Annotated in this window: 29 protein-coding genes and 1 pseudogene; 14 read left to right on the forward strand and 16 right to left on the reverse strand. The window is 71.6% G+C overall.

The features are described from left to right. Positions 1 to 60: 60 nt before the first annotated feature. The 6 genes from AB0C21_RS22295 to AB0C21_RS22320 all read right to left on the reverse strand — a co-directional run bounded on the left by AB0C21_RS22295 (position 61) and on the right by AB0C21_RS22320 (position 7,438). Positions 61 to 1,368: an ABC transporter substrate-binding protein gene (locus AB0C21_RS22295; RefSeq protein WP_235037158.1), complete on the reverse strand. Its 1,308-nt coding sequence runs from the start codon at positions 1,366 to 1,368 to the stop codon at positions 61 to 63. Between the two features lie 165 nt (positions 1,369 to 1,533). Beyond that, positions 1,534 to 2,580 (reverse strand): LacI family DNA-binding transcriptional regulator, encoded by a 1,047-nt coding sequence (locus AB0C21_RS22300; protein ID WP_500206586.1) that lies wholly within the window; start codon positions 2,578 to 2,580, stop codon positions 1,534 to 1,536. A 10-nt stretch (positions 2,581 to 2,590) separates the two neighbouring features. Further along, positions 2,591 to 4,237: a glycoside hydrolase family 13 protein gene (locus tag AB0C21_RS22305; protein ID WP_500206588.1), complete on the reverse strand. Its 1,647-nt coding sequence runs from the start codon at positions 4,235 to 4,237 to the stop codon at positions 2,591 to 2,593. Positions 4,238 to 4,269: 32 nt separating this feature from the next. Beyond that, complete coding sequence (locus tag AB0C21_RS22310; protein WP_149262381.1) at positions 4,270 to 5,100, reverse strand: carbohydrate ABC transporter permease; 831 nt, start codon at positions 5,098 to 5,100, stop codon at positions 4,270 to 4,272. Beyond that, entirely contained in the window at positions 5,097 to 6,131 is a 1,035-nt protein-coding gene (locus tag AB0C21_RS22315; protein ID WP_149262382.1) for a carbohydrate ABC transporter permease, read from the reverse strand. Before AB0C21_RS22315 ends, AB0C21_RS22310 begins: the two co-directional genes overlap by 4 nt. Positions 6,132 to 6,136: 5 nt before the next feature. Continuing rightward, positions 6,137 to 7,438, reverse strand: coding sequence for an ABC transporter substrate-binding protein (locus AB0C21_RS22320; protein ID WP_500206590.1), 1,302 nt, complete (start codon positions 7,436 to 7,438; stop codon positions 6,137 to 6,139). A 208-nt stretch (positions 7,439 to 7,646) separates the two neighbouring features. Here AB0C21_RS22320 and AB0C21_RS22325 point away from each other — a divergent pair, with 208 nt between their 5' ends. The 9 genes from AB0C21_RS22325 (at position 7,647) to AB0C21_RS22365 (ending at position 15,095) form a co-directional block, all read left to right on the forward strand. Further along, on the forward strand, positions 7,647 to 8,348 hold the full coding sequence (locus AB0C21_RS22325; RefSeq protein WP_500206592.1) for a nucleotidyltransferase domain-containing protein: 702 nt from the start codon (positions 7,647 to 7,649) through the stop codon (positions 8,346 to 8,348). Then, entirely contained in the window at positions 8,345 to 9,091 is a 747-nt protein-coding gene (locus AB0C21_RS22330; RefSeq protein ID WP_500206594.1) for a nucleotidyltransferase domain-containing protein, read from the forward strand. The genes AB0C21_RS22325 and AB0C21_RS22330 overlap by 4 nt, the downstream gene beginning before the upstream one ends. Before the next feature lie 113 nt (positions 9,092 to 9,204). Continuing rightward, on the forward strand, positions 9,205 to 9,879 hold the full coding sequence (gene ribA / locus AB0C21_RS22335; protein ID WP_500206596.1) for a GTP cyclohydrolase II: 675 nt from the start codon (positions 9,205 to 9,207) through the stop codon (positions 9,877 to 9,879). After that, the gene (locus tag AB0C21_RS22340; RefSeq protein WP_500206598.1) at positions 9,876 to 10,754 is read left to right on the forward strand and encodes a CDP-alcohol phosphatidyltransferase family protein; all 879 of its coding nucleotides are present in this window, start codon (positions 9,876 to 9,878) and stop codon (positions 10,752 to 10,754) included. The genes ribA and AB0C21_RS22340 overlap by 4 nt, the downstream gene beginning before the upstream one ends. Beyond that, positions 10,711 to 11,682, forward strand: coding sequence for a zinc-dependent alcohol dehydrogenase (locus tag AB0C21_RS22345; protein ID WP_149262386.1), 972 nt, complete (start codon positions 10,711 to 10,713; stop codon positions 11,680 to 11,682). Before AB0C21_RS22340 ends, AB0C21_RS22345 begins: the two co-directional genes overlap by 44 nt. Before the next feature lie 120 nt (positions 11,683 to 11,802). Then, positions 11,803 to 12,201, forward strand: coding sequence for a 6-pyruvoyl trahydropterin synthase family protein (locus tag AB0C21_RS22350; protein WP_500206600.1), 399 nt, complete (start codon positions 11,803 to 11,805; stop codon positions 12,199 to 12,201). Continuing rightward, a complete protein-coding gene (locus AB0C21_RS22355) occupies positions 12,198 to 13,322 on the forward strand; it encodes a glycosyltransferase family 4 protein (protein WP_500206602.1) in 1,125 nt (374 codons plus the stop codon). The genes AB0C21_RS22350 and AB0C21_RS22355 overlap by 4 nt, the downstream gene beginning before the upstream one ends. Then, complete coding sequence (locus AB0C21_RS22360) at positions 13,309 to 14,169, forward strand: SAM-dependent methyltransferase (protein WP_500206604.1); 861 nt, start codon at positions 13,309 to 13,311, stop codon at positions 14,167 to 14,169. Before AB0C21_RS22355 ends, AB0C21_RS22360 begins: the two co-directional genes overlap by 14 nt. After that, a complete protein-coding gene (locus AB0C21_RS22365) occupies positions 14,166 to 15,095 on the forward strand; it encodes a lysylphosphatidylglycerol synthase transmembrane domain-containing protein (protein WP_500206606.1) in 930 nt (309 codons plus the stop codon). Before AB0C21_RS22360 ends, AB0C21_RS22365 begins: the two co-directional genes overlap by 4 nt. Here AB0C21_RS22365 and AB0C21_RS22370 read toward each other — a convergent pair. Next, positions 15,090 to 15,608, reverse strand: a pseudogene (locus AB0C21_RS22370) (creatininase family protein); the annotation flags it as partial. The gene AB0C21_RS22365 and the pseudogene AB0C21_RS22370 overlap by 6 nt on opposite strands. Next, positions 15,502 to 16,416 (reverse strand): phosphatase PAP2 family protein, encoded by a 915-nt coding sequence (locus AB0C21_RS22375; RefSeq protein WP_500206608.1) that lies wholly within the window; start codon positions 16,414 to 16,416, stop codon positions 15,502 to 15,504. The pseudogene AB0C21_RS22370 and the gene AB0C21_RS22375, both read right to left, overlap by 107 nt. A gap of 153 nt (positions 16,417 to 16,569) precedes the next feature. On the opposite strand from AB0C21_RS22375, the gene AB0C21_RS22380 reads away from it, so the two are divergent. Beyond that, positions 16,570 to 17,133, forward strand: a complete 564-nt coding sequence (locus AB0C21_RS22380) for a DUF1349 domain-containing protein (protein WP_500206610.1) — start codon at positions 16,570 to 16,572, stop codon at positions 17,131 to 17,133. Between the two features lie 3 nt (positions 17,134 to 17,136). Here the strand turns inward: AB0C21_RS22380 and AB0C21_RS22385 are convergent, their stop codons facing one another. The 3 genes from AB0C21_RS22385 to AB0C21_RS22395 all read right to left on the reverse strand — a co-directional run bounded on the left by AB0C21_RS22385 (position 17,137) and on the right by AB0C21_RS22395 (position 20,717). Beyond that, positions 17,137 to 18,585, reverse strand: coding sequence for a metallophosphoesterase family protein (locus tag AB0C21_RS22385; protein ID WP_500206612.1), 1,449 nt, complete (start codon positions 18,583 to 18,585; stop codon positions 17,137 to 17,139). 191 nt (positions 18,586 to 18,776) lie between these two features. After that, positions 18,777 to 19,667: an NAD(P)-dependent oxidoreductase gene (locus AB0C21_RS22390; protein WP_500206613.1), complete on the reverse strand. Its 891-nt coding sequence runs from the start codon at positions 19,665 to 19,667 to the stop codon at positions 18,777 to 18,779. A gap of 96 nt (positions 19,668 to 19,763) precedes the next feature. Then, positions 19,764 to 20,717 (reverse strand): NHL repeat-containing protein, encoded by a 954-nt coding sequence (locus AB0C21_RS22395; protein WP_500206615.1) that lies wholly within the window; start codon positions 20,715 to 20,717, stop codon positions 19,764 to 19,766. Between the two features lie 93 nt (positions 20,718 to 20,810). On the opposite strand from AB0C21_RS22395, the gene AB0C21_RS22400 reads away from it, so the two are divergent. Next, positions 20,811 to 21,338 (forward strand): MarR family winged helix-turn-helix transcriptional regulator, encoded by a 528-nt coding sequence (locus AB0C21_RS22400; RefSeq protein WP_500206617.1) that lies wholly within the window; start codon positions 20,811 to 20,813, stop codon positions 21,336 to 21,338. A 170-nt stretch (positions 21,339 to 21,508) separates the two neighbouring features. Continuing rightward, positions 21,509 to 22,210, forward strand: a complete 702-nt coding sequence (locus AB0C21_RS22405; RefSeq protein WP_500206619.1) for a DUF4234 domain-containing protein — start codon at positions 21,509 to 21,511, stop codon at positions 22,208 to 22,210. 175 nt (positions 22,211 to 22,385) lie between these two features. On the opposite strand, the gene AB0C21_RS22410 is transcribed toward AB0C21_RS22405, so the two are convergent. Continuing rightward, positions 22,386 to 23,582, reverse strand: coding sequence for an MFS transporter (locus AB0C21_RS22410; RefSeq protein ID WP_500206621.1), 1,197 nt, complete (start codon positions 23,580 to 23,582; stop codon positions 22,386 to 22,388). A 100-nt stretch (positions 23,583 to 23,682) separates the two neighbouring features. Between AB0C21_RS22410 and AB0C21_RS22415 the strand changes: the two genes are divergently transcribed. Then, positions 23,683 to 24,291 carry a TetR/AcrR family transcriptional regulator gene (locus AB0C21_RS22415; protein ID WP_500206623.1) on the forward strand — a complete coding sequence of 203 codons (609 nt, stop codon included), beginning with the start codon at positions 23,683 to 23,685 and terminating at the stop codon, positions 24,289 to 24,291. 88 nt (positions 24,292 to 24,379) lie between these two features. On the opposite strand, the gene AB0C21_RS22420 is transcribed toward AB0C21_RS22415, so the two are convergent. The 4 genes from AB0C21_RS22420 to AB0C21_RS22435 form a co-directional block, all read right to left on the reverse strand. Further along, a complete protein-coding gene (locus tag AB0C21_RS22420; protein ID WP_500206625.1) occupies positions 24,380 to 25,039 on the reverse strand; it encodes a DUF6082 family protein in 660 nt (219 codons plus the stop codon). Beyond that, positions 24,999 to 25,604, reverse strand: a complete 606-nt coding sequence (locus tag AB0C21_RS22425; RefSeq protein ID WP_500206627.1) for a DUF6879 family protein — start codon at positions 25,602 to 25,604, stop codon at positions 24,999 to 25,001. Before AB0C21_RS22425 ends, AB0C21_RS22420 begins: the two co-directional genes overlap by 41 nt. Then, complete coding sequence (locus AB0C21_RS22430) at positions 25,597 to 25,866, reverse strand: hypothetical protein (protein ID WP_500206629.1); 270 nt, start codon at positions 25,864 to 25,866, stop codon at positions 25,597 to 25,599. The genes AB0C21_RS22425 and AB0C21_RS22430 overlap by 8 nt, the downstream gene beginning before the upstream one ends. Positions 25,867 to 26,015: 149 nt before the next feature. Beyond that, entirely contained in the window at positions 26,016 to 26,492 is a 477-nt protein-coding gene (locus AB0C21_RS22435) for an ATP-binding protein (protein ID WP_500206631.1), read from the reverse strand. Positions 26,493 to 26,588: 96 nt separating this feature from the next. On the opposite strand from AB0C21_RS22435, the gene AB0C21_RS22440 reads away from it, so the two are divergent. Beyond that, positions 26,589 to 26,947: helix-turn-helix domain-containing protein (locus AB0C21_RS22440; RefSeq protein WP_500206632.1), on the forward strand; the 359-nt coding region annotated here is incomplete at its 3' end.

A 26,947-nucleotide genomic window follows, 5' to 3' on the forward strand; every position in this document is an offset into this window, starting at 1 on the left:
GCGGCGGCGCCGGCGGGGAGGTGTCGGCCGGCGCCGCCGCCGTGGTCGGGGGACCGCCGGCTAGCGGGCGGCCTTCTTCGCCTCGTCGACGGACTTCGTCCAGGCCTCATCGGGCTTCTGCCGGCCCTGGCCCACGGAGACCAGGACGTTCTCCACCGCGGCCCGCACGTCCTCGTGCTTCGGCCCGAGGTAGACCGGCTTCACCCCGGCCACCAGCTGGCCGAAGATCTGCCCGACGGGGGCGTCGTTGAAGTAGGCGCTCTTGGCGCCCGCGACCGCCGGGTCCTGCGCGGCCTGCGGCGAGGACGGGAAGACGTTCGAGGCCTTGTACGCGCCGACCTGGCCCTCGGGGGAGGTCAGGAACTTGGCGAGTTCGGCGGCCGCCTTGGCGTGCTTGGTCTGCTTGGGCACCGCGAGCCACGAGCCGCCCCAGTAGCCGGCGCCGCCGGGCGTGGTCGCCACGTCCCACTTGCCCTTGCCCGAGTCGCCGGCGAACTCCTCGATGCCGCCGAGCATCCAGGACGGGCACGGCAGGGTCGCGAAGGTGTCCCGCTTGAGGGCGGTCTGCCACGGCGGGGTGAAGATCGACATGTCGGAGGTGAGCTTGCTCTGCTCGAACTTCAGCGCCGTGTCGAACGCCTGCTTGACCGCCGGGTTGCTGTCGAAGACGAGGTTGTTGCTCTTGTCGAAGAAGCTGTAGCCCGGTCCGGCGCCGGCGTTCTGCAGGACGGTGGCGCGGAACACGGCGGTGGGGCCGTCGAGCCACTTGGTGCCGGGCACCTTCTGCTGGAACTTCTGGCCCGTGGACAGGAACGCGTCCCACGTCGGCCAGAGCTTGCCGACCTCGGCGCGGTCGGTGGGCAGGTCCGCCTTCTTGAACAGGTCCTTGCGGTAGCACATGGCGAGGGGGCCGACGTCGGTGCCGAGGCCGACGAGCTGCTTGCCGTCCGGGCTGAGGCCCATCTGCCACTTCCACGGCAGGAAGTTCTTCTCCAGGTCCTTGCCGCCGTAGTCGAACAGGTTGAGGAACTTGGCCTTCTGCTGCATGTACAGCGGCAGGATGCCCTCCTCCAGCATGACGACGTCGCCGGCGCCGCTGCCGGTCGCCATCCACTGCTGGATGCGCGGCTTGTACTCGTCCAGCGTGGAGACCTTGCGCTGCTTGATCTTCACGTTCGGGTGGGACTGCTCGTACTGCTTGTAGAGCGCGTCGTAACCCGGCTCGCCGAAGACGTCGACGGTGAGCTCGACGGGCCCGCTGTCGGAGCCTCCCTTGTCGTCGTCGCCGTCGCCGCACGCGACGGCGAGGCCGCCGACGAGTACCGCCGCCATCGCCGTACTCAGTCCGCGCCGCATGATGGCCCTCATGGCGGACCCCTCTCAGGTTGTCGTGGTGCATCGGTGTGGGAGCGCTCCCACGGATGAAAGACCGTGACGCGGCTCACTGTCAATGTGTCGAAACACAACCGTTACAAGAAGCTGTCTCCCGCGGCACCCTGGTCAGGCCTGGTCCGACACCCCGTCAGGGCCCGGTCAGCCCTCCTTGACGGGGGACAGCCGGGCCGCGGCCGGGGCCGGCGCCGTGGACCGCCGGACGACCAGTTCCGGCCGGTAGAGCAGCTCGGTGCGGGGCGCGCGGGCGCCGCGGATCTCGTCCAGGACGGTGCTCACCGCGGCCATCGACATCTCCCGCACCGACTGGCGGACCGTGGTCAGCGGAGGGTCGAGGTAGGCGGTCAGGAGCGAGTCGTCCATGCCGGTCACCGACACGTCCTCGGGGACCTGGAGGCCGCGCGCCCGGGCGGCCCGGATCGCCCCGAGCGCCATGATGTCGTTGCCGCCGCAGATCGCCGTGCAGCCCGCGTCGAGCAGCTTCGCGGCGGCCGCCTGCCCGCCCTCGACCGTGTACATGGTGTTGACGATCAGCTCGTCCACCTCGTCCGGGGCGAGCCCGGTGTGCGCGGCCATCCCGCGCCGGAACCCCTCGGTCTTGCGCCGCGTCGGCACGTAGACGTCCTGTCCGATCGCGAGACCGATCCGGCGGTGGCCCATTGCGGCCAGATGCGCGACGACGGCCTCCATCGACGCCACGTCGTCGTTGGAGATGAACGGCGCGTCGATGTCGGGCCGGTAGCCGTTGACCAGGACGATCGGGAGGGCCTGCTCGATCAGCCGCGCGTACCGGGCCCGGTCGGAGTTGGCGTTGGCGTGCAGGCCGTTGACGAAGATGATCCCGGCGACGCCGCGCTCCAGCAGCATCTCGATGTAGTCGTCCTCGGCGACGCCGCCCGGCGCCTGCGAGCACAGCACCGCCATGTACCCGTGCCGGGCGAGGGCGCTCTCGATCACCTCCGCGAACGCCGGGAAGATCGGGTTGGTCAGCTCGGGAATGATCAGCCCGATCAGCCCGGCCCGCTGCTGGCGCAGCCGGGCCGGGCGCTCGTAGCCGAGCACGTCCAGGGCGGTCAGCACCGCCTGGCGCGTGGTCGGGGACACGCCCGGCTTGCCGTTGAGCACGCGGCTCACCGTCGCCTCGCTCACCCCGGCATGTGCCGCGATGTCCGCCAGGCGCGTCGTCATGGGTTTCAAGTTATCCCTCCTCGGCGTCCCACCACAGCGCGGTGTCCGGGGGCAGGTCGACGTCTCCGCCGCTCGCGGTGCGGTCCGTGTGGACCGGTCCGCTCGCGAGGAGCGGGGTGCCCCGCACACTGACGCGGGCTGTGGTGCCGCCCATGTTGATCGCGCATGCGAGCCGCCCGTTCCCGCCCCCGGCCTCACGCACGAAGACCAGTGTGCCGGGTGGGCTCGCGATCCAGTACAAATCGCCGTCACCGAGCGCCGGGTGCTCGCGGCGGATGCGCAGCGCCTCGCGGTAGAGCGCCAGCATGGAGCCGGGATCGCCGTCCTGCGCCGCGACGGTCAGGTCCCGCCATTCGGTGGGGATCGGGAGCCATGGCGCGGCGCCCGCGCCGAACCCGAACGGCGGCTCCTCGCCATCCCAGGGCAGCGGGACGCGGCAGCCGTCGCGGCCCGCGCCCTCGCCGCGCAGCCGCTGCGGGTCCTGCTGGAACTCCTCCGGCAGGTCCAGCACCTCCGGCAGGCCCAGTTCCTCGCCCTGGTAGACGTAGGACGAGCCGGGCAGCGCGAGCGTCAGCAGCGCTGCCGCGCGGGCGCGCCGCAGGCCGGTCTCGCCGTCGCCGTACCGGGTGACGTGCCGTTTCACGTCGTGGTTGGACAGTACCCAGGTCGCGGGCGCGCCGACCGCCCCGGCGGTGCGCAGCGACTCGTCGATCACCGCCCGCATCCCGTCCGCCTCCCACGGCGCGGTCAGGTAGTGGAAGTTGAACGCCTGGTGCAGCTCGTCGGGGCGCGTGTAGTCGGCGAGCCGCTGCGGCGTGGGCGCCCACGCCTCGGCGACGGCGATCCGCTCCCCGTCGTAGGAGTCGAGCAGGCGGCGCCACTCGCGGTGGATGGCGTGGACGGGGTCCTGGTCGAAGTACGGCAGGACGGCCGTGCCGAGCATCTCCACCTGGTTACTGTGGCCCACGTCGGGCAGGCCCGGCGCCTTGGCCATGCCGTGCGCGACGTCCACCCGGAAGCCGTCCACCCCGAGGTCGAGCCAGAACCGCAAGATGTCGGCGAACTCGGCGTGGACCTCGGGGTTCTCCCAGTCCAGGTCGGGCTGCTCGGGTGCGAACAGGTGCAGGTACCACTGGCCGTCGGGGACCCGCGTCCAGGCGGGGCCGCCGAACACCGACTCCCAGTCGTTCGGGGGTTCGGCGCCGCCGGGGCCCCGCCCGTCCCGGAAGACGTAGCGGGCCCGCTCGGCCGAGCCGGGGGCCGCGGCGAGCGCCGCCTGGAACCAGGCGTGCCGGTCGGAGGTGTGGTTCGGCACCACGTCCACGATGATCCGCAGCCCGTGCGCGTGCGCGTCCGCGATCAGGTCGCGGGCGTCGGCGAGCGTGCCGAACAGCGGGTCGACGTCGCGGTAGTCCGCCACGTCGTAGCCGAAGTCGGCCATCGGGGAGACGTAGAACGGGGTCAGCCACAGCGCGTCGACACCGAGGCCGGCCAGGTACGGCAGCCGGGACCGGACGCCCGGCAGGTCGCCGACGCCGTCCCCGTCGGAGTCGGCGAAGCTGCGCACGTACACCTGGTAGATGACGGCGTCGCGCCACCAGCGGGTGCCTCCGCCGCGGTCGCCGGAGGCGGGGACGAGCAGGGTGTCCTGGGTCATGAACATCCTTCTGGTCGGGGAGCTGTCGGGAGCTACTTGACGCCGCCGGCGGTGAGCCCGGCGACGATCCGGCGCTGGAAGACCAGCACCACGGCGATGAGCGGGACGGTCACGATCACCCCGGCCGCCATCTGGGTGCCGAACGGCTGGTCGAACCCGGAGACGCCGGTGAACTTGGAGATCGCGACCGTGGCGGTCTGCATCTCCTTCTTGTTGACCATGGACAGCGCGATGAGGAACTCGTTCCACGCGGCGATGAAGGTGAGGATCGCCGTGGTGAACACCCCGGGCGCCGCCAGCGGGACGATGATCTTGCGGAACGCCTGGCCGCGGGTGCAGCCGTCCACCATCGCCGCCTGCTCCAGCTCGAACGGCAGCTGCCGGAAGAAGGCCGTGAGCAGCCACACCGACAGCGGCAGCGCGAACCCGAGGCTGGGCAGCACCATCGCCTGGTAGGTGTTGATCCACTTGATGTCGGTGAAGAGCTTCAGCAGCGGGACCAGCTGCGAGATTCCCGGGAACATCGTGGTCGCGACGATCAGCCCGAGCACCGCGTTCTTGAACCGGAAGTCCAGCCGGGCCAGCGCGTATGCGGTGAACGTGCCGATCAGCAGGGTGAGCACGGTGGTGGTGCCCGCCACGATGACGCTGTTCAGCAGGGCGCGGCCGAAGCCGTTGTCGCCGGAGAACACCGCGGAGAAGTTCTCCGACGACCACCGCGCCGGGACGACCGAGTTGTCGAACTGGTCCTGGGGGCGGCGGAACGCCGAGACCACCATCCAGTAGAACGGCGCCAGGCAGTACGCCGCCACGGCGGCGAACCCGAGGTAGGACAGCGTGCGCTTCATCGGGGAGCCGGTCATGCCGCCGCCCTCCTTCCGCCGCGCGCGGACCGCACGGCGCGTGCGCGCCCGGTCTTCCGGTGGCCGGTCTTCTGGCGGGCCTCGCCGATGATGTCGGCGCCGAGCAGCTTCACGAACAGGTACGCGATCAGCGCGATGTACAGGAACAGGACGGTCGCGTACGCCGCCGCCGACCCGTACCGCAGGTTGGAGGCCTCGAACCAGGCGATCATCGTCAGCGTCTCCACGGACTTCTGGTTCACGCCGATCAGCACGGCGGGCAGGTCGAACATCCGCAGCACGTCCAGCATCCGGAACAGCACGGCGACCAGCAGCGCGGGCTTGACCAGCGGCAGGGTGATGCGGAAGAACTGCTGGACCGGGCCGGCGCCGTCCACCCTGGCCGCCTCGTAGACGTCCCGGGGGATCATCTGGAGGCCGGCGAGGACGAGCAGCCCGATGAACGGGGAGGTCTTCCACACCTCGGCGATGACGACGGCCATCTTGGCGGGGAAGCCGTCGGCGGTCCACAGGATCTCCTGGCGCAGCACCGCGTTCGCGGCGCCGTCGGCCTGGAAGATCCAGCGCCACAGCAGGCCGGAGATCGCGGTCGGGATCGCCCACGGGACGAGGATGCTCGCGCGCACCAGCGCCCGCCCGCGGAACGCCTGCTGCATGATCAGCGCCATGGCGACGCCGATCACCGTCTCCAGCACGACCGTGGTGAGGGTGAAGAACGTGGTGTTGGAGAAGGCGTTCCAGAACGCGTCGGCGCGGTCGCCCTGGAAGATCGCGGTGTAGTTGTCGAGCCCGACGAACCGGTCGCCCTCGACGACGAACCCGTCGGCGTCCAGCCCCTCGCCCCGCGCGTACAGCGACTCGCGGAACCCGGCGAGGACCGGGTAGCCGATGACGAGCGCGAGCACGAGCAGGGTGGGCGACAGCAGCAGCGCCGCGAGCCGCCGCGTCCCCTGGACGTCGCCCTTCCCGCGGCCGCGGGGCGCGCCCGCCGCGGCGGTGCCGGCGGCGGGCGCGCTCTCGGTGGTGGTCATCCCGCTCACTGCGCGGTCAGCGGCTGGAGCTTGGACTGCAGGTCGGTCAGGGCCTGGTCGACGGGCTTCTTCCCGGTCACCGCGTCGTACATCTCGCCCTGGATCGCGGCGGTCACGTCGCCGTACTTGACCGCGACCGGGCGCGGCTTGGCGTTCGCGATGGCCTGCTTGAGGACGGGCAGGTACGGGAACTTCTTCACCATCTCCGGGTCGTCGTACAGCGCCGCGACCGTGGGCGCCTGCGAGGTGGCGAGGAGGTTGGCGCGCTGCGCCTGCTCACCGGTCAGGTAGCGGATGAAGTCGAGCGAGGTCGCCTTGTTCTTGGCGAACGCGGAGATCGCGAGGTTGTGGCCGCCGAGGTTGGCGACGCCGGGGCCGTTCGGGCCGGGCAGCGGCGCGACCGCGAACTTGCCCGCCACCTTGGACGAGCCGTCCTTGGAGTTCGCCAGCCCGTACTGGTACGGCCACTGCCGCTGGAAGACCAGCTTCCCCGACTGGAAGTAGCGGCGGCCGCCCTCGGTGTCGAGGGTGACGGCCTCCTTCGGCATGTGGTCCTTCTTGGCGCCGACGAGGAACTCGACGCCCTGCTTGGCCTGCGGGGTGCTCAGCGAGGGCTTGCCGTCGGGGCCGATGATCGAGCCGCCGGCGCTCTCGATCGCCTCGACCGCGCTGATCGTCATGCTCTCGGTCTTGTTGACCTCGGTGAAGAAGCAGTCGGCGTCCTTTGCCTCGGGCAGCTTCTTGACCTTGGCGCAGTCGTCCCACATCTCGGTGTAGGTCTTCGGCGGGTCGGTGATGCCGGCCTTCTCCAGCAGGTCCTTGCGGAAGTAGAGCATCCCGGCGTCGGAGGTGGAGGGCACGGCGTACAGCTTGTCGCGGTACTGCCCCGTGGCGATGGTCGCGGGCAGCATCTTGGACAGGTCGACCTGGTCCTTGGGCAGCTGGGCCAGCCAGCGGTTGGCGGCGAACTCGGCCGTCCACACGACGTCGAGGTTCAGCACCGAGTAGGCGTCGGACTTGGTGGTGGCGTTCTGGATCATCTGCTGCCGCTGGTCGTTCGGCTCGTCCGGCAGCTCGATGATGCGGACCTGCTCCTTCGGGTGCTCGGCGTTCCAGCCGTCGATCTGCTTCTGCAGGTAGCCCGAGCGGTCCTTGCCGGTCACGAAGGTGATCGGACCGCGGCCCTGCAGGCTCGCCGCGCCCGCGCCGCCCTTCGAGCCGCCGTCGTCATCGCCGCCGCAGGCGGAGAGCGAGAGCGCGAGGGCGGCGCAGACGACGGTGCCGCCGATCAGGGGGGTGCGCCGCATGGTGTCCTCCTTCGCGGGACGTCCCTCACCGGGGCGCCGTCCCGCAGGTCAAGAGATGGGGGTGGCTGGACCGGGACGTTAGCAACGTGTTTCAGCCCCGTAAAGCTCTTGCAGAAACTTTCTGCAAGTCCGTGGCCGATCTGTAACCGGCTTGCACAAGCGGGACAATCCGGTCGACATGCGGAGGCTCCTGCGCCAGGCTGCCCGCGTGACGACAACCGACCCCTCCGGCGCGCTCGACCTCGTTCGCGACCACACGATCCTGTCGGTCGTGACCGGGTCGCGCGCCTACGGGCTGGCCACCGCGGACAGCGACGTCGACCGGCGCGGCGTCTACGTGGCCCCGGCGCCCCTGTACTGGCGTTTCACCAAGCCGCCCACGCATCTGGACGGCCCGCTCCCCGAGCAGTTCTCCTGGGAGCTGGAGCGCTTCTGCGAGCTGGCGCTGGACGCGAACCCGACCGTCCTGGAGTGCCTGTGGTCGCCGCTGGTCGAGCGCGCCACGCCGGTCGGGGAGGAGCTGCTGGCCGTGCGGTCGGCGTTCCTGTCCCGGCGCGCGCACCGCACGTTCCTCCGCTACGCCGAGGCCCAGTTCCGCAAGCTGGAAGGCGACTTGCGCAACGGCGGCGCACCGCGCTGGAAGCACGTCATGCACATGCTGCGGCTGCTGGAGAGCGGGGCGCACCTCGTCCGGCACGGCGAGCCCCGGGTCGAGGTCGGCGACCTGCGCGACCGGCTCCTCGCCGTCCGCCGCGGCGAGGTCGGCTGGGACGAGATCGGCGCGTGGCGCGCCTCCGTCGCCGGCTCGATGGACGCGGCCCTGGACCGCAGCCCGCTGCCGCCCGAACCCGACCGCGCCGCGGTCGAGGACCTGCTGTTCTCCGTCCGACGCAGGAGCGTGACCTGGTGAACCTCCCCGAAGGCATGGTCGACCGCTTCGCCGCCGACCACCCCTACCCCCGCGCGTTCCTCACCGTCAGCGGCGCGCACCTGTACGGCTTCCCGTCCCGGGACTCCGACGTCGACCTGCGCGGCGTCCACCTGCTGCCGCTGGAGGAGATCGTCGGCCTGGAGACGGGAGAGGAGACGGTCACGCTGATGTGGGACCACGCCGGGGTGGAGGCCGACGCGGTCACCCACGACCTGGCGAAGTTCTGCACGCTGCTCCTCCGCCGCAACGGCTACGTCCTGGAGCAGGTCATGTCGCCGCTCGTCGTGGCCACCTCGCCCGTGCACGACGAATTGAAGGCCCTCGTCCCCGGTCTGGTCACGTTCAACCACGCCCACCACTACCTGGGGTTCGCGCGGTCCCAATGGGCGCTGTTCGAGCGGTCACACGAGCTCAAACCGCTCCTCTACACGTTCCGGGTGCTGCTGACCGGCGTCCACCTGATGCGGACCGGCGAGGTCGAGGCCGACCTGACGCGCCTCGCCGGCGACGGGCCGTCCTACCTGCCCGACCTGATCGAGGCGAAGCGCGCGGCCGAGCACGGCGCCCTGCCCGCGGACGCGCCCGACATCGACCGCCTGCGGGAGGACGTCGCCGCGCTCACCGTCCGGCTGGAGGGCGAACGCGACCGGAGCGCCCTCCCCGAAGCGCCCGCGAACCGCCGCGCCCTCCACGAGTTGGTGGTCCGGACCCGCCTGGGCTGAACCTTGGGGCGCCTCCCCTGCGTGCCATCGGTTGTACGGACCGTTTTGGGACACAACCACCTCGTACGTTCGCCACGTATTAGGGGTGGTTGTGTAGCCAGGGAAGGGGAGCGATGGACGCGGGCATCGACCAGAAGGACATCGCGGAGGCGGACCTCAGAACCCGGCGGGGCGTCTTCCGCGCCGTCGCGTTCCGGGACCCGGTCGACGGGCATGAGCACATGGCGCTGGTGCGGGGGGAGGTGCGGGACCGCGAGGACGTGCTCGTCCGGATGCACTCCGAGTGCATGACGGGCGACATCTTCGGCGCGACGCGCTGCGAGTGCGGGGACCAGCTCGGCGCCGCCCTGGACGCCATCGCCCGGGAGGGCGCCGGCGTGCTGGTCTACCTGCGCGGCCACGAGGGGCGGGGGATCGGGCTGGTGGCCAAGGTCCGGACCCACATCCTCCAGGACGACCAGGGCCTCGACACCGTCGACTCCGCCACCGCCATCGGGCTGCCGGTGGACGTGCGCGACTACGGCGCGGCAGCCCGGATCCTGCGGCACCTCGGCGTCCGGTCGGTGCGGCTGATGTCGAACAACCCGGTCAAGGTCAGCGCGCTGGAGTCCTACGGCATCGCCGTCGCGGCGCGCGTGCCGCTGCTGGTCCCGGTCAGCGACGACAACGTCCGCTACCTCACCGCCAAGCGCGACCGGCTCGGCCACGACCTCCCGCAGCTCGACGGCTCCGCGGGGCCGCTCGGCGAGGCGCTCGGCGAGGCGACGGTGAGCGAGGTCCGCCGATGACGCGGCCGATGACGCTCACGCGCCCGGCTCTGGTGAGGGTCCCGGCGCCGCGCCGGCCGCGGCCGACCCGGGGCCCGGAACTGGCCGCGGCCGTCGTCGCGCAACTCGGACTGCTGGCGCTGCTCCGCCCCGGCCACGCGGGCCTGGCCGTGGGCATCGGGTACGCGCTGGCCTCGTGGGCCGTGCTGACCGCCGCGTTCCGCCGGCGGCGGGCGCTGGGGCCGGCCGACCATGTGACGCTGGCGCGCGTCGTGCTCACCGGGGGTGTCGCGGCGCTGGTGGCGGGGCATCTCACCGGTGACGCCCGCGCCTGGCCGCTCGTCGCGGTCGCGGCGGCGGCCCTCGTCCTGGACGGCGTGGACGGGCAGGTCGCCCGGCGCACCCGGACGGTGTCCCGCCTCGGGGCGCGGTTCGACATGGAGACCGACGCCGTCCTGGTGCTGATGCTGAGCGTCGAGGTCGCGTCGTCGGCGGGGGCGTGGGTGCTGGCGATCGGGGCGATGCGGTACGCGTTCGGCGCGGCGGCCTGGGCGGCGCCGTGGCTGCGCGCGGACCTGCCGCCGAGCGTCGCGCGCAAGGCCGTCGCCGTCGTGCAGGGCGTGGCGCTGGTCGTCGCGGCGTCGGGCGCCGTCCCGCATCCGGGCGTGCTCGCGGCGGCGGCGCTGGCGCTGCTGGTGTGGTCGTTCGGACGGGACGTGGTGTGGCTGGCCAAGCGGCGGCACGCGGGCCGAGGCGAGGCGCCGGAGGCTCTGGAGGCGCAAGAGGCTCAGGAGCCTCGTTCGGTGACGGTGGAGACGCAGGAGGCGCCGGGGACGCGGGGGAGGAGCACGGATGGAGCGCGACGCGCGCGCCTTCTGGATCCGGTCGCCCGGTGAGGGGGAGATCCGCGATGTCGTCCTGCCGGAGCCGGGACCGGGGGAGGTGGTCGTCCGGACGCTGTTCTCGGGGGTGAGCCGCGGCACCGAGGCGATCGTGTTCCGCGGCGGCGTCCCGCCGAACCAGCACGCGATCATGCGGGCGCCGTTCCAGGACGGGACGTTCCCCGGGCCGGTCAAGTACGGGTACCTCAACGTCGGCGTGGTCGAGCACGGCCCCGCCGAGCTGGCCGGGCGCACGGTGTTCTGCCTCTACCCGCACCAGACCCGCTACGTCGTCCCGGCGAGCGCGGTCACCGCCGTCCCGGACGGGGTGCCGCCGGAGCGGGCGATCCTCGCCGGGACGGTCGAGACCGCCGTGAACGCGCTGTGGGACGCGGCTCCGCTCGTCGGCGACCGCATCGCCGTGGTCGGCGCCGGGATGGTCGGCTGCTCGGTCGCCGGCGTCCTCGCGGGGTTCCCGGGGTGCCGCGTCCAGCTGGTCGACACCGACCCGTCCCGCGCGGACGTCGCGCGGGCGCTCGGCGTCGGGTTCGCCCATCCCGACCAGGCCGAGGGCGGCTGCGACCTGGTCGTCCACGCGAGCGCGACCGAGGCCGGGCTCGCCCGGTCGCTGGAGCTGCTCGCGCCCGAGGGGGAGGTCGTCGAGCTGAGCTGGTACGGCGACCGGCCGGTCCGCGTCCCGCTGGGGGAGTTCTTCCACTCGCGGCGGCTGACGATCCGGGGCAGCCAGGTCGGCGCCGTCCCGCCGTCCCGCCGGGCGAGCCGCGGCTTCGCCGACCGGATCGCGCTGGCGCTGCGGCTGCTCGCCGACCCCGCCTTCGGCGAGCTGATCACCGGGGAGAGCCCGTTCGGCGAGCTGCCGCGGCTGATGCCGCGCCTCGCCGGCGGCGAGCTGCCCGCCCTGTGCCACCGGATCGCCTACTGAGCCGGATCACCCAGACCGGATCGCCAGGAACCGGATCGCCAGGAACCGGATCGTTCGACCGGATCGACCACCGAGCCGGATCTTCTACCGAGCCGGATCTTCTACCGAGGAGGACGTTCGTTGTTCGCCATCACCGTCCGCGACCACGTCATGATCGCGCACAGCTTCAGCGGCGAGGTCTTCGGGCCCGCGCAGCGGCTGCACGGCGCCACCTACGTGGTCGACGCGACGTTCCGCCGGGCCGAACTCGACCCGGACGGCATCGTCGTCGACATCGGGCTCGCCACCAGCGAGCTGGGCGAGGTCCTGGGCGGGCTGAACTACCGCAACCTGGACGAGGAGCCGGAGTTCGCCGGGGTCAACACCTCGACGGAGTTCCTCGCCAAGGTCATCGCCGACCGGCTCGCGGACCGGGTGCGCGCCGGGGCGCTCGGCGCGAACGCCGCCGGCCTGTCGGGCCTCACCGTGACGCTGCACGAGTCGCACGTCGCCTGGGCCGGCTACGAGCGTGAGCTGTGACGTCCCGCGAGGTGTGCGCGGTCCTCCCGGGCGACGTCGACGACGTGAGCGTCCCGAGCGGCGGGAACCGCTACGACCGGCGGCTCTGCGAGGAGCTCGCGGCGTCGGGACGTCCCGTCCGGGAACTGGCGGTGCACGGGGCGTGGCCGCGCCCCGGCGAGGAGGCCCGGGCCGAGCTGGGCCGCGCGCTGGCCGGGCTGCCGGACGGCTCCGTCGTCCTGATGGACGGCCTGGTGGCGTGCGGCGTCCCGGAGGTCGTCGTTCCGGAGGCCGGGCGGCTGCGGCTCGCCGTCCTCGTCCACCTCCCGCTGGCGGACGAACCCGGACAGGCCGACCTGAACGCGGGCGAACGCAAGGTCCTGGAGGCGGCGGGGGCCGTCATCGCGACCAGCCCGTGGGCCAGGGACCACCTGGTCGCCCACCACGGCCTGGAGCCGTCCCGCGTCCACGCCGTCGCCCCGGGCACCGACCCCGCGCCCCTCGCGTCCGGCACCGACGGGGCGGCGCGCCTGCTGTGCGTGGCGTCGGTGACCCCGCGCAAGGGGCACGACGTCCTCGTCGAGGCGCTCGCCACCGTCGCGCACCTGTCCTGGCACTGCGAGTGCGTCGGGCCGCTGGGGCGCGACGCCGGCCATGTCGCGCGGCTCCGCCGGGCGATCGCCGGGCACCGCCTCGACGGGCGCGTCGAGCTGTCGGGGCCGCTGACCGGCAAGCGGCTGGAGGACGCCTACGCCGGCGCCGACCTGCTCGTCCTGGCGTCCCGCGCGGAGACGTACGGGATGGTCGTGACCGAGGCGCTGGCGCGCGGCATCCCGGTGATCGCGACCTCGGTGGACGGGGTGCCCGACACGCTGGGCTGGGACCCGTCCGGCGCCGTCCCCGGCATGCTCGTCCCGCCCGACGACCCGGCCGCGCTCGGCGCGGCCCTGAGGCGCTGGCTCGTCGAACCGGAGCTGCGCGAGCGGCTGCGCGCCTCCGCCCGGCTGCGTCGCGGCACGCTGCCCGGCTGGGACGACACCGCCCGCCGCATGGCCGCCGTCCTGTCGCGGCTTCGAAGAGACCAGTCCTTTCCAGGGCGCGTGGGGGCGGCCCCGCGAGGAGGCACGAATGACCGGGACTGACGCCGATGCCGGAGGCCGGCTGGAGGACGGCCAGGCGAGGGAGGACGCCGTGACGGGATTCGATCCCACCTGGCTGGAGCTGCGCGAGGACGCGGACGCCGCGGCACGCGCCGCGGAGCTGCTCGACCCGCTCCGGGCCGCGCTCCCGCCGGACGGACCGCTGGTCATTTGGGACCTCGGCTGCGGCACCGGCTCCCAGGGGCGCTGGCTGGCGGGGCGGTTGCGCGGCCCGCAGCACTGGATCCTGCACGACGCCGACCCGCGCCTGCTCGAACGGGCCCGCGCGAGCTCCTACACCACCGCCGACGGGAAGCCCGCGACGGTCGAGACGCGCACGGGCGGCATCGGCGACCTCCGCGCGTCGGACCTGGTGGGCGCGTCGCTCGTCACCGCGTCCGCGCTGCTGGACGTGCTCACCGCCGCCGAGGTCGAGGCGATCGCCGCCGCGGCCGCCTGCCCGGTGCTGCTCACCCTGTCGGTCGTCGGCCGCGTCCGGCTCTCCCCGTCCGAGCCGCTCGACGCCGAGTTCGCCGCCGCCTTCGACGCGCACCAGCGGCGCGGCGGGCTCCTCGGCCCGGACGCCGTCGCCGCCGCGACCCGGGCGTTCGGCCGGCGCGGCGCGTCCGTCCAGGCGCGTCCGAGCCCGTGGCGGCTCGGCCCCGGCCAGGCCGCGCTGACCGCCGAGTGGCTGCGCGGCTGGGTCGCCGCCGCCGTCGAGCAGGATCCGGACCTGGCCCCCTTCACCGAGGACTACCTCGGCCGCCGCCTGGCCCAGTGCGCCGCCGGGCGCCTCACCGCCGAGGTCCACCACGTCGACCTCCTCAGCCTCCCCGGGAGCGCATCGTGACGAAGATCTGGCCCTGGCTGCGCCTGCTCGTCGGGCTGGGCATCCTCACCGCGCTCCTGTGGTGGCACAGCACGGACGCGTTCGTGGACGCGCTCCACGCCGTCGACGCCGGGGCCGTGGCCACCGCGCTCGCCCTGGGCCTGCTGACCACCGTGCTCAGCGCGGCCCGCTGGCGGCTGGTCGCGCGGCGGCTCGGCCTGCACCTGCCCTTGGGCGGAGCCGTCACGGACTACTACCGGGCCCAGTTCCTCAACGCGGTCCTTCCGGCGGGCGTGCTCGGGGACGTCCACCGCGCGGTGAGCCACGGGCACCGGTCGGGCGACGTGGCGCGCGGGGTGCGGGCCGTGTTCCTCGAACGCGTCGCCGGCCAGGCCGTCGCGGTCGCCGCGGGCGTCGCCGCGCTGCTCGCCCATCCCGCGCTGGTGTCGGCGATGGCGCCCGCGCTGCTCCCGGCGGTCGGAGTCCTCGCGGTGGTGCTTGTCCTCGCCCGGTGGCGGCGGCGCGCGCTGGCACCGGCCCTCACGGACGTGCGCGCGGCCCTGCGCGCCTGGCCCGCGATCGCCGGCCTGTCGGCCGCGGCCCTGGCCGGGCACCTGGCGCTGTTCGTCGTCGCCGCCCGCCTCGTCGGCGCGACGGCCCCGCTGCGCACGCTCCTGCCGCTGCTCCTGCTGGCGCTCCTGGTGATGGTGCTGCCGGTGAACGTCGGCGGCTGGGGGCCGCGCGAGGCCGTGCTCGCCCTGGCGTTCGGCGCGGCCGGGCTCGGCTCAGCGCAGGGCCTGACCGTCTCCGTCGTCTACGGCGTGCTGACCTTCATCGCGTCGCTGCCCGGCGCGGCCGCGCTGCTGCTGAAGCACCGCGAGGACCTCCCCGAACGCCGCGACGAAGCTCCGCAGCGTCTCCCGGCCCTTGTCGGCGCCGGCCAGTGACGGCCGCCCCACGACGCCGGACTCCGTATAGGCCGCCATCCCCGTCGTCAGGAGGTGCCGCCGGTCGTCGGCCAGGTGGTCGGCGCTCCGGTAGCCGTCCCGCACCAGCTCCGGATGGGCGTGCAGCAGGATGGAGGTCTCCAGCTCCCCGGCGTGCATGTCGCTGAGGGCGGGCGTCTCGGCGCCCGCCGCCTTCTCCGCCGCCTCCCAGTGCTCCAGCGCGGGGAACAGCGCCATGTCGCCGTGCGCCTCCTGGACGACGTTGCCGAGCACGTAGTTGCCCCCGTGCCCGTTGACCAGCACGAGCTTGGGCACCCCGGCCCGCCGCAGCGACTCGGCGACGTCCCTGACCACCGCGTACAGGGTCGTCGCCGAGATGCTCACCGTCCCGGGCCAGTCGGCGTGCTCATGCGAGCACGAGATCGTCACCGGCGGGAGCAGCCGCACCGGGTGCGCCTTCGCGATCTCCGCCGCGATCGTGCACGCGATCACCGTGTCCGTCGCGAGCGGCAGGAACGGGCCGTGCTGCTCGTGGCTCCCGATCGGCAGGACCGCCACCGGGACGTCCGGGACCTCGGAGCTCGTGTGCGTCGGCAACATGGCCCACAGCTTGCCGCATCCGCCCCGCCAGTGAAACCAGCGCCATGGCGCCCGCCAGCAGCAGCGCGGCGACGATCCCGTCCGTCCAGTAGTGGTTGGCCGTCACGACCACCACGAGGACCGTCAGCGGCGCGTGCAGCGCCACCACCCACCGCCACCGGCTCCGCGACACCCGCAGCACCGCCACGGCCACCAGGATCGCCCAGCCGATGTGCAGGGACGGCATGGCCGCGTACTGGTTGGCGATCCCGTCGGCCGCCGCCGGGTAGGCCGACGGCCCCACGGTCAGCATCGTGTCGACGGCCCCGATCCCCGCCAGCCGGGGCGGCGCCAGCGGGAACAGCGTGTGCACCACGAGGCCGGCCGCCGTCAGCGCCACCAGTTCGTTGCGGACCCGCGCGTAGGACGGCCTGTGCCGCACATAGAGCCAGATCAGCAGCAGCGTCGTCCCCGGGAAATGCACGCTCACGTAATAGACATTGGCGAGGAACGCCGCATGGTCCCACCCGAGCGCCCAATGCTGGAATCCGACCTCGCTCGGCAGCCATTCCCGCTCGAACCGCCACAGCAGGTGCGCGTTCGCCATCGCCTGGCCCGGGCCCTGCTCGATCAGCGTCCGCCCCCACTTGTAGAAGGCGAACAGCACCGCCAGCAGCCCCACCTCGGTGAGCAGCGGCCGTATCCGGCTCCCTGCCGTCCCGCTCACAGCCGCACCGCTCACCATCGTGTCCTCCCAGCCCCGGTCGTCCCGCCCAATGACAACCCTTGCGTCTGACATTCACGGAGACACTGGGTTCAGCTACCCGATCATGGGAGGTAAAACCCATCCCAGGTGGTGGGGTTAACTCCACCCTCTGACGTAGATTTCGGGTTTATGTTCACCGGCGAATGGCTCAACCCGCCCCTGTCCGCGACCTCCGACGGCCCGGCGCTTCTCGTCACCGCGGCCAAGGGCGGCGACTTCTGGCGGACGACCTCCTACGGCTACGACCGCGACAGCGGCCACGCCCTGCTGTCCCCCTTCGGTCCCGAGGCGGCGGTCGAGGTCTCGTTCGTCGCCGCCTACGCCCACCAGTTCGACCAGGCCGGCGTCCTCGTCCGCCTTTCCGAGACCACCTGGATCAAGGCCGGCGTCGAGTACTGCGACGGCGCCCTCCAGCTGGGCGCGGTCGTCACCGACGGCGTCTCGGACTGGTCCTCGGCGCCGGTCCCGTGGCACGGCCGCGAGGTGACCGTCCGGGCGAGCCGCTCGGGCGACGCCGTGACGATCCGCGCCCGCGCCGGCGACGACCCCTGGCAGATGATCCGCCTGGCGCCCTTCCCGGCCGGGGTCACGGCGTCCGCGGGCCTCTACTGCTGCGCCCCCGAGCGCGACGGCCTGACCGTCCGCTTCACCCGCGTCGCCGAGACCCCGCCGGACGCCGTCCTGCACCCCTGAGGGTCACTTGCAGGTGAACTCCTTGGTGGAGCCTGTGCTCAGCAGGCAGTCCAGCGGCCACGCCTGCCCGGAGACCCCGTGGAAGGTGAGGTTCCACTGGCCGGACGTGTCGCGCAGCAGCGCGTAGCCGTGGACGCCCCGGGAGACCGAGTGCTGGACGGTCTCGCCGTCGACGGTCTTGCCCACCACCTTGGTGTCGTCCGGGGGAGTGTCGAGCGTCGCCCCCGACGAGCCCACGGTCAGCTGCGGAGGACGCGGGCTGTTGAGGAAGTCGAGCATCTGGTAGCTGTGCACATGCCCGGACAGCACGAGGTCGATGTTGGCGGCCAGGGACCCCTTGGCCGTCTGCTTGACCGCTTCCGCCAGGGTCGGATTCTTCCAGGTCACTGCCTGGGACGAGGCCCGCGTGACCGTCCACAGCGGCTTGTGGGTGATGAGGAAGTAGTCGTGCGTCGGATGGTTGGCGGCGAGGGCGTTCACCTCGTCGAACCATTTCGCGTACTGGGCGGCCTGCGTCTTGTTCGGCTGGCTGCTCTCGCTCGCAGAACTGGAGTCGAACAGGATGAGATGCAGCGTTCCCGCATTGATCTGCATCGGCTCGACCTGAGTCTGCGGCACGGTGAAGCATTCGTTGTTCTTACGGGGCATCGTCGCGAAATAGCGGAACCACTCGGCGCCGCGTCCGACCTTCGGCGGTGTGCAGACCTCGTGGTTGCCCCGCGCGAAGATGAAGGGCGCCTCGGCGAGCAGGGCCTGGGACGGCCGGAGGAAGTCCTTGACGAGGCAGGCCCAGTCGGCCGCCTGCCCCTGGGTGTCGCAACCCGGAGTGGCGTCGTTCGCCCCCTCCGGCGCCTCCCGGTACACGTAGTCGCCGACGTGGACGACGAGGTCCGGCCGGGACTGCGCGGCCGCGTGCGCGGAGAGCGGCTCCAGCGGCCAGTCCTTCTGGCAGTCCTGGTTCTGCGGAGCGCCGACCGTGGGCGAGGTGACCTCGCACCCGGCGTCCCCGATGACCGCGACCCTGCGGGGGCGCCCGTTCACGGGCCACTCGGGCAGCGGGAGTTGGAGGTTCCCCGGATACACGGTGGCCGCGTTGGTCGTGGTCGGCTCGATCAGCGCGTTCCTCGCCCCGTCGGGGACCGGCGCCAGGCAGAAGGTCGTCGGGAACTGCTGGAGCCCGCCACCGGTGACGTAGGGATCGCTGACCTTCCGCAGGACCGCCGTCTGCACCTGGCCCCCGAGCGAGTACTGCAGGGTGGGGCAGCGCCCGGCGGGCTTCTCGGTGGTGGCGAACCGCACCTCGGTCGTGTGGCTCGTCCCGTTCACCAGCTGCGTCCACGCCCACGCCTCGCCGTTCTTCCCCGCACCGGGCGGCGCGGGTTGCGCGACCGGACTCTGCGCCGACTGCGCGAGCCCGGCCAACACAGCGACGAGCAGCCCCAAAGCGGCCACGACCGCCCCAACTATTCGCGACATAAATCCAGGTATCCCATCAGATCAAGAGAAATGGACTAATCAGACGCCCAAGAATCGACGCCCGACGCCGCTCGATCTGCCCTGGTCACCCGCCGCCATGCCAACGCCGGCGTGCGGGATCGTTCAAGAAATATCCCCCCTTCATGCCGCCAGGTAAAAGCGTATTTCTACGCCTTGCGGAAGTACTCGACAAGCCGCGAGTAGCTGTCGCCGCCGCGGCCCTCCTCGATCGCCGCCGCCACGAGCGCGCGGGAGTACTCGGGAAGCCCGGCGTCGATGCCCCGCGCCCGGCTCTCCCGCACGAGGTCCTCGATCGAGGGCAGGTGGTGGCGCAGCGCCCCGTACGGCGTGGCGAACCGCCCACGGTCGACCTCCTCCGCGATCGACGGCAGGAACCCCGACAGCGCCGCGAGGGGGGCCTCGGCCTCCTTCAGGAACCGTCCGACCTCGACGCCCTCGTCCGACAGCGCGGCGGCCGCGTGCAGGAACCCGTTCAGGAGGCCCCACATCGTCCCGTGCACGGCCATGCCGTAGAGCACCGCCACGCCCGGATCGTCGGAGACCAGGGGCGCGTGCCCGCTGAGGAGCCGCAGCACCGCCCGGTGCCGCTCGTACACGTCCGCCGAGCCGCCGTAGAAGACCGTCGCGTCCGGGTGCCCGACACCCGGCGCGATCGTCATGATCTGCCCGTGCAGGTACTGCCCGCCGCGCTCGGCGACCGCCGCGGCCACCGACCTGACCTCGCCGGACGTCCCGTCGGTCAGGTTGACGACGGCCCGCCCGCTCAGCGCGTCCCCGGCGGCCTCCAGCAGTTCGCGAGCAACGGAGTCGCCCTTCACGTTCACCACCACGACCTGCCCGCCCGCGACGGCCTCCCGAACGTCGACGGCCTGCCGGGCCCCCTTGGCGACCAGCGCCTCGCCCTTCTCCGGCGTGCGGTTCCAGACCGTGGTCGGATGCCCGCCGTCCACGATGGCCCCCGCCAGCGCGGCCCCCATCTCCCCGAGCCCGAGCACCGCCACACTCGTGCGCGCGACTCCGCCACCCGAATCCACCACCGAAATCTCCTCCCGAACGTCGTGGAACGGCCGCCCACGCTAGAACCTCAACCAAACCTGAGGTCAATGGGGAAGATCCGCCGAGGGAACGCGCCCTCAGGGGCGGGGGATGGCGACGGCGTTGTACGAGACGCCGGGAGTCGGCCCCGTGGCGAAGAACCGGATGTTGGGCAGGTACAGCCGGGAGCCGAAGGCGGCCACGGTCGTCGGCAGGGCGAGCCGGGGGTCCTTCACGCGCCGCACGACGCGGCCCTCCGTTCCCGCCGCATTCAGCTTCAGCACGGCCACGGTGTCGAGCCGGTTCTGCACCGCGTACAACGTCCGGCCTTGCAGCAGCAGGCCGTCGCCCTCCGGCAGCGACTCGCCGTGCAGGTCCACCCGGCGGGTCTCGCCGGTCGCCGGGTCGACGCGGAACAGTCCGCCGGTGTTCGACTGCACGACGATCAGGCCGCGGCCGTCCGGCGTCGGGGTGATGCCGTTGGCGTTGAACCCGGCGCTGCCGGGGCTGTCGGGACCGCCCTGGTAGACGAGGTCGCCCGTGAGCGGCACCCGGACCGCGGCGGAGGGCGGCCCTCCGCCGGGCAGCGGCAGTTTGTAGAGCACAGGGTTGGTGGAGTCGGTGAACCACGCGGCGCCCTGCGTGAGGACGACGTCGTTGACGAACGAGGGGCCGGCGGCCAGCCGGTAGGAGGCCAGAACCCGCCCCGTACGGGCATCGAGGACACGGGCGTCGCCACCCGGGCCGCCGGCCACGAACAGCCGTCCGCGCCCGTCGCTCTTCAGCCCGAGGGCCGGCGTGCCGGGCCCCCGGCTGACGACCGCGCCGGCTCCGGTGCGCAGGTCCGCGCGGTAGACCGAGCCGTCGGCCATGGAACCGACGTAGGCGACCGGGCCGGGCCCGATCGCGATGCCCTCGGGCTGGAACCCGTTCGGCAACCGGATCGTGGCCGGGTACACCGCCGTGCCGCGGTCGACGGCCGCCTGCGCCGGCGCGCTCATCGCGGCGGCAAGCCCGAACACCAGCACGGCAGAGAAGGTCCGACGTCGCATGGAGGGTCCTTTCAACATTGAAATGTTCAACGCTGAGGACCGTAGATCGAGTGCTAGCTTGATGTCAAACAGTTCAACGTTGAGAGGTGCCCGTTGGAGCGTGACGCCGTAGACCGCGTCGTGGAGCAGTGGACCCGCGCCCGCCCCGACCTCGACCCGTCTCCCATGAGGGTCCTCGGCCGCCTCTCCCGGCTGACCCGGATCGCCGAGCGCGAGCTCAAGGCCCTCTTCGCCGAGTTCGGGCTGGAGCGGGGCGAGTTCGACGTCCTGGCCACCCTCCGCCGCGCCGACTCGCCCGACGGCATCACCGCGGGCGACCTGGCCCGCTCCTCGATGGTGACCTCGGGCGCCGTCACCAACCGGCTGGACCGCCTCGTCGCCAAGGGCTACGTCACGCGCGACCTGGACCCCGCCAACCGCCGCACCGTCCTCGTCGCCCTCACCCCCGCCGGCCGAGACCTGATCGACCGCGCCGTGGCCGCCCACCTAGAAAACGAACGCCGCCTCCTAGCCGCCCTAGACCAGCAAGAACAAGACGCCCTAGCCACAACCCTCCGCACCCTCCTCCTAAGCCTCGGCGACCACGCAGAAACCCCCCAACCCCTAGGCGACCAGCCCTAGCCGACCCTCAGCCAAAGCGCCCTCGGCGACCTCCCGCTCGGCGAGTCTCGCGCTCAGATGTAGCCTGGGAGTGGCGATATGAACGTGTGCTGCTGCTGGCGGCACACATGCGTCCGTGGTCCGTCGTCCCCATCACTCCGCGCCTGCTGCGCTTGTGGAGGGAGAGGGCAATGGAACCGATACCGGCGGTTCAGCGTGTGGACCGCTACGTGCATGAGAGACGACTGACGGACCAGACGCTCGTCAGCTGGGCCATCTACGCATTCCTGCTTTCATGGATTACTTTCGGCATATACACCATCGTGGTGTTCTACCGTCGAGTGAACCGCACTGATCTGTTCCGGGAACGCCGTCGTCACTACTACGACGCGGTCATCGAGGCTACGAGGCAGTACGCCGACCAGGTCGGCCAGGACGCCGAAACCATGGAGCAGCTCAACGATCTCAGGCGCTACGTGAACGAGCGCTTCGAGGACGAGCACCGGCTGATCAACGCCGGGCTGTCCGTCTTCCTGACCTTCCTCACGCTGGGCATCTACTGGTTCGTCGCCGCGTACCGCATGATGCGCTTCTGGTGGGAGATCCAGCTGACGGAAGAGGACTTCGACGACAAGCTGAGCGACTGCTGGTTGCGGCTCGGAATCGTGCAGTATCGCGTCACCTTCGAGCCCGTCCCGCAGCTCCGGCGCGGCTTCGGGCTCCACCTCCTGCTGACGGTCGTCACCTTCGGGATCTATGGGCTCGTCTGGGATTACCAGCTCCATACCGATCCAGAGAAGCTGTACCCGGAGGTTCACTCGACCGAGGACACGGTCCTCTTCGCTCTGCGCCATGCCGAGACGGCGCCCCACGGAGGACGCGCTGCGGCCTGACCCGCTCCGCGGATGCAGCGTCTCGAACGGCGGCGGCGACGCGGGAGCGGATTGAGCCGATCCGCCGGAAGATGGCGGGGTCGGAGTGGCGGCCGGTGGTTGAGGAGTGTCGTGGTCGGGGACCGAGGTCGAGCCGGATGCCGTGCTCGGCGCCGGCTCCGATCTCGGACCGGGTTCACCGCAGGTGGGCGTTGGCTCGTGCGGTCCATACCGCCAGCGCCGCGACCAGGGCTGCGGCGCCGCCGATCCACAGCACGCCCGGGAGGTCCAGCGAGTCGAGGGCGACGCCGCCGACCAGCGCGCCCAGGCCGATCGACAGGTTGAACACCGCGACCCACAGTGCGGAGGCCGCCTCGACCGCGCCCGGCGCGGCCTTGATCATCCAGGTCTGCAGGCCGACCGACACCCCGCCGTAGGCGAGACCCCAAAGGATCAGCAGTGCGGTGCCGCCGATCGTGCCTCGGCCCAGCAGGGGGAACAGCGGCATCGCGACGGCCAGGGCCAGGGTGATCACCTGCACGGTGCGATGCGTCCAGCGGGCAAGTGCCGCACCGGCGGCGAAGTTGCCGACCATCCCCGCGACGCCGAACGCGAACAGCAGCGGCCCGACCAGCCGCGCGTCGATCCCGGACAGCCGCTGCAGGGCCGGGCTGACGAAGGTGTACGCCACGAAATGACCGGTCACCAGGAAGAAGGTGGCCAGGATGCCGGCCCGGACGCCGGGGTTCCGCAGTTGCCGGACCAGCAGGCGCGGACTCATCACCTGTGAGGCGGCCAGGGGCGGCAGCGCGGTCAGCAGCGCGGCCAGCGCGACCAGTGCCAGCGCGCTGAGCGTCGTGAACGCGATCCGCCACCCGGTCAGGCCGCCGATCACCGTGCCGATCGGCACGCCGAACACGTTCGCCGTCCCGACCCCGCCGAAGATGATCGCGGTGGCGCGCGGCACGTGCGCCTCGCTCACCAGCCGGACCGCCAGGCCGCCCGCGACCGCCCAGAACCCGCCGATCGCCACCCCGACCAGCACCCGGGACGCCACCAGCACGGCGAAGTTCGGCGCCAGTGCGGAAGCCAGGTTCGCCAGCGTCATCAATCCCATCAGGCCGAGGAGCAGCAGCCGCCGGTCCAGCCCGCCGACCAGCGCCGGGACCGCCGGCGCGGCGACGGCCGCGACGAGGCTGGGCACGGTCACCATCAGTCCGGCGGTGCCTTCGGACACCCGGAGCGCCGAGCCCACGTCGGTGAGCAGGCCGATCGGTAGCTGTTCGGCGGTGACCAGCAGGAACGTCCCCAGCGCCACCGCCGCCACGGCCGCCCAGCGGCTCGCCTCCGGCTCCGGCCGGACGGATCGGCTGGTCGGCTCGGTGGTCGTCACGTCTACCTCCACAGGCGATGAATTTGAGAGCGATCGCTCCCAAACAGTGCCGGACCCTAGTATGGGAGCGATCGCTACACAACTCGGCTAAAGTGGGCGCATGGCACGACCTCGGCAGTTCGACGAGCAAGAGGCGGTCGCCCAGGCGATGGACCTGTTCCGGCGTCGCGGCTACAACGCCACCTCGGTCCGCGACCTTGGCGCCGAACTCCACCTCACGCCCAGCAGCCTCTACCGGACGTTCGAGGACAAGCACACGCTGTTCCTGCGCGCCCTCGACCACTACCGCGCCACCGAGTCCGCCCAGGCCGGTGAACGGCTGGCGACCGCCGGTCAGCCGGTCCGCGAGGCGCTGCGGGATTGGCTGCTGTGGCTGGTAGGCGGCACCGAGCCCGGCCCGGGCTGCCTGGTGGTGAACACCGCCACCGAGCTGGGCACCACGGACACCGAGGTCAGTGCTCGGACCGAGGCGGCCTTCGAAGCCACCCGGTCGTCACTGCGGTCACTGTTGGAGGAAGGGCGCCGCAACGGCGAACTGCCCACCGACCTCGATCTCGACGCCGCCGTGGAACTGCTGTTCACCACGGTGCTCGGGCTGAGGGTCCGGGAACGCGCCGGACATGATCCGCAGCGGCTGGCCACCGCGATCGACTTCGCCATCCGCGGCCTGGGCCCCGCACCGATGGAGCCGGCTCGTTCAGAACGTTGAGTGAGTCTCCCCAACTTCGAGGATGCACCCAGAGGCGGCCGGACCCGCGGGCCAGGCGACCGCGATCGGCACGCCACGGCCTCGAGGATCAGCGGGAACGGTTGCGGCGATCCCCTCGCCAGGGGGACCGGCGGTGAGCGAGGACCCAGCGTGCGAGAGGGCTTAGCACCGCGACGCCCGCCGCCGAGCCAGCGAGGAGGAGCCAGGGGCGGCGTGATCGCGGGCGATCGGACGGCGGAGCGGGCGCCAGGTCGTACTCCTCGTCCAGGATCTCGTGGAAGCGGCGCGCTCGCTTGCTCCCGGCCGTGCTCATCCGGACCTGGCGAGCCTCTTCCCAGAAGGCCCGCCCAGGTCGGCCGGAGAACATCTCACGCGAGATGGCGCGCAGCCGCTTCTCGGGAAGGGCCTTGGTCTCGAAGGACATCTGCCACTCCGAGACGATCATGTTGATGTACATGAGTTGCCGCCTGGCCTTGCGGTCCGCGTCCGCCGGGACAGGCCCCCACGCCTCGTCGAGGGCCGGGTCGTCCATGGCCATCTTGAGCAGTTCCGCGATCGCGATGCGCCGGGCCTCCTCGCGGGCGATCTTCGTGTCATGCGCCTGGAAGATGAGGGTGGCCGCGATGCCGATCAGCGCGAGAGCGGCCAGGAGAACGTTCTCACCCTGCTTCGGCCCAGGCGAGCGGACGGCATCTACGAACGATAGATCAGACCGCCGGAGCGGGTAGCGGGGCCACTTCCCGTTCAAAGAAGCGAAGCAAAGGCTCGCCTTTGCGGTGCAGGCGGCTGATCTCGGACGCGGCGGTGCGGATCACGTCCGGCGTCTTGATGCGGCGGGCGCCGCACGGTGTCCAATCCGGCCGGTATCGGACTTCATAGAGGACGCGCGTGCCGATGACGACCACTTCGGGTAGTTGGCCCTGGATCTCCAGGTCGGAGAGGTCTTCGGCGGGGACGACGCTCAGTTCGAAGCCTTCCTCCGCCAGCATCCGGAGTGCGTGGAGCTCCCATTGGACATACGGGCTCAGAGGGCGCTCGACCACGCGCACACGCTTGATCTCCAGCCCCTGGCGCCGGTTGCCGTCGGCCTCCGTGCGGATGGCCTTGCGGTCTTCCTCCAGCAGTTCGAGGGAGCGCCGCCAGTCTCCGGAACTGAACGCCTGCCAGCTGGGGTCGTCCAACTCGCGGAAGACCTGGGACCGTTCGAGTTTCCAGATGGTGCCGCGCAGGTCGTCGATCTGGCGGGCGAAGTCCCGGTGGTAGGCCGCGTGGTCCAGCACTTCCCCCCGGAGGCGGGCGATCTGGTCAAGCATCTCGGATGTCCGGTTTGGCGGCCGAGAGCAGCCGACCGGAGATGATCACAAGGCGCTCGTCGGAACCGATGCTCACTCCCGGCGGCAGCCGGTCGCGGTAGGCGCCCGTGGCATCTCGGCCGATGACGGCGATGTCGCCGTTGTCCAACTCCCAGATCTCGGGACAGTCCTGTGTCGTGCGGCTGTCGCCCACCTCGGCCGCCGTCTTGCCTAACCGTCGCTGGAACCCCGCGTCGTGATCGGCTTCCCAGGGCCTCGTCATGGCGCCACTCGCCTCCGTTAGCCGGTGATAAAGCAAATGCTCTCACCATCGCCCGGAGGTGCCAAGTGGTGTCCGAATCGCTAATTTGGCGTCACATGACACATTGGAGGCAATTCAAAGGGGACGGCCTCTATGACGTGTGCGTGGAATCAGTTCTCCGTACTGGCCGGGTGAGGCCGCTGGGGTGGGACGATCGGGACGGGGGCTGTGGCGGTGGGCATGAGGGCCCAGACGATCTTGCCCTGGCCGGTGGCGGACGGGCGGACGCCGGTGTCCTTGGCGTAGGCGGCGATGATCGCGAGCCCCCGCCCGCTGAGGGCGTCCAGGCCGGCCTCGCAAAGGCGGGGGAGTTCGGGCGACGGGTCCCAGCACTCCAGAAGCGGCGCGCCCTCGTGGACGGCGATCCGGATCCTGAGCGCGCGCCCGGCGGCTGCCTCGACCGCATTCGTGACGATTTCGCTCATGACGACCGCCGAGTCATCGACCGGAGAGCGCTCATAGCCCCAATTGATCAGCGCATAACGGGCGAGTTCCCGGGCCAGCCTGACCGAAGCCTCCTCGCCCTGAATGGTCATCCGGATTTCACCTGATTTGGGAATCTGTACCACGGGCATTTGATCGTTCATATCCACTCTCCCGTCTCTCGCGAAGTGCCCTCAGGATCGACATTCGAGAGTTAGGGTGCTGTGCATCGGGATGCAGTGGATACAGCGGGAGTGCGAGTGAGTGTTCGGGAAACGATCGATCCGAACTCGTCGCTTTGGGGCTGGTTGGCCTTCGACCTGTGGTTTCACCGCACGCAGCGGGGGCTGTCGCTTGCGCAGATGGGCTCGATCGTCCGGGCGGCGCGCGGCACCGTATCCAATTGGGAGGCTGGTCGGCTCAGGCCTCAGGACGACCACATGAAGGTGCTGGACGAGGCATGGAATACGGGCGGGCACTTTCAGCGCCTGCTGTACTACGCCCGGACGGGACACGACCCTGATTGGTTGTGCGACGTGAAGTCGCACGTTTCGAGTGAATGCATGATTGGAGGTCGATGGAAAGTCAAAATGCATTCCAGGCTAGTGCCTGAGCCTGT

Source organism: Spirillospora sp. NPDC049024, assembly GCF_040649235.1.
GTDB lineage: Bacteria > Actinomycetota > Actinomycetes > Streptosporangiales > Streptosporangiaceae > Spirillospora.